At 37.9% G+C, this 1833-nt stretch carries 1 protein-coding gene; it reads left to right on the forward strand.

What is annotated here, in order from left to right; all coding sequences use genetic code 11:
* Positions 1-1833 (forward strand): DUF6990 domain-containing protein (locus tag GGR08_RS08490; RefSeq protein ID WP_246350231.1); only part of this gene is annotated, 1833 nt, incomplete at both ends.

Below are 1833 nucleotides of genomic sequence, written 5' to 3' on the forward strand. Positions count from 1 at the left end.
AAAAGTTCTAAGTTTACACCCCAATTACATGTACCAGAATTTTCAGATTACAAAACAATAGGGTGGATTGAGCGCCTCATTCTTTTTGCGCAAGCTTATAAAAACGGGGAGTTAGATGACATTTTAGCGCGTAAAAAACCTAAACAGTGGTCGATGAGTCTTACTGCAGCAACTCGCATTTTTAAAATTCAAGGGTGGTTTGCCACAGAGCTTGGTAAAATGTGGTTGGTTTTGCCGGATCGTTTTATTAAGTTAGATTTTGGCTTTGTACATCTCTATGATCAGTACAATATTCATCTCGAAGCTGAAATATCTAATGAAGAAATTTCTTTGGCTTGCTTGTATATTCATTTTTGTAGACAACGTAATCTTGTACGACCTACGGATATTTATCGATCTTTTAATACGATTGGAGGAGAGAATTTTCGTGGGGTTGATAAAGGAATTGATATTTGTGTAGAGACATTAGATGAGCAAGAGTTGACAAAAATCTCTGAGCGGGTGATACAGTGGGCACGTGCCCAAGATTTACAAGCGTCAATAGAAAGCAAAACACGTGTTCAAAAGTATAGCTACAATATACGTATAGTCTGGCATTTGGCTTGTTTAGCATTGACAGGTCAAATTGATATCCTGAAATCTTATCAAAATTTTTTAGAAGCAGGTACGATTTCTGAAATTTTGGATGACCGTGAAGTAGAGAGATATATTAACCAGGCCGTTCAATTTGCTGAAGAATATCTGAAAATCCTTAATGAGCGAAAAGCCATAGATGATCGTCTTAGTTTACAAGATTTGTCTTTTCTTAATACAGTTTCTGAAGACTTAAAAAGGATGGACTGGACAGTCTATCGTGATAAAAATTACAATTGCAATGCTTATTTTATAAAGAAAGATCGTATCATTAATATAGTGTACGACCTTGATAAAAACGGAGAGACACCGCTTGTTACCTTCAAGGTTTCTCTTTCAACACTTGGTTTTTCTACAGCTTATCGATCTATTTTCATCGATACTCCCCAATATACCGTTCTTAAAGAATCAGAAGAAGTTTATGCAGTTTCTAGTACTGAATTAGATGAAGGCAAGCTGAAACAGATCAGTGTGGATATTCTTGAATGGGCTGATAACCAAAACACCAACCAAATCATCTATGATTATGCCGCTTTGCCAACAAACAGTGAAGCTCACCTTGTGGCACGTCATTTTATAGCACTTATTCTTATTGGGGATGTTGAAAAACTCAAATTTTATAAGGAAAGTTTCAGGGCAAAGAACCATTTAGGCTTTGTGGAAGGTATCACGAAATATACGATTGACAACGCTCTTACTCTTGCACGGCGTTATCGGACTGGTTTTCCTAAAAACGCTCCGATTTTAAGCTTGGATCCGCAAACAGCACCCTTTGACTCAAAAACAGAGCCTGTTGAAGTGGCAGAGGAAGTGGATGAAGCGAATGACACTGATGATCGTCTCACCATGGAAAGTGCTCATGCACTTTTAAAAAGCTTAGGCTGGTCAGCCGAGAGAATCAATGAGAATGACCATATGGCAAGCTATCAATTGGCTGATCGTGAAGTAGATATTCTTTATAACGATGAAATTGCTAAAGATTACCCGCAATTTGATAGCGCCTTTATGATTAGTACCGGTATTCTTTCCGCTGCTTGTAAATTCATTGATCCTACCCACACGGAAGATATTCCAGATATACAGCTTAATTTTGAAGCCAAGGGATTGGAAATCTTTGAACCAGAAGTCACTGCGGATCGCTTAAAGCAAGCACTTGATGATGCGCTAGAATGGTCAGTAACTGCTATTGATCTTTCTGAA

Source organism: Bartonella fuyuanensis (assembly GCF_014197255.1).
In the GTDB taxonomy this organism is placed as follows: domain Bacteria; phylum Pseudomonadota; class Alphaproteobacteria; order Rhizobiales; family Rhizobiaceae; genus Bartonella; species Bartonella fuyuanensis.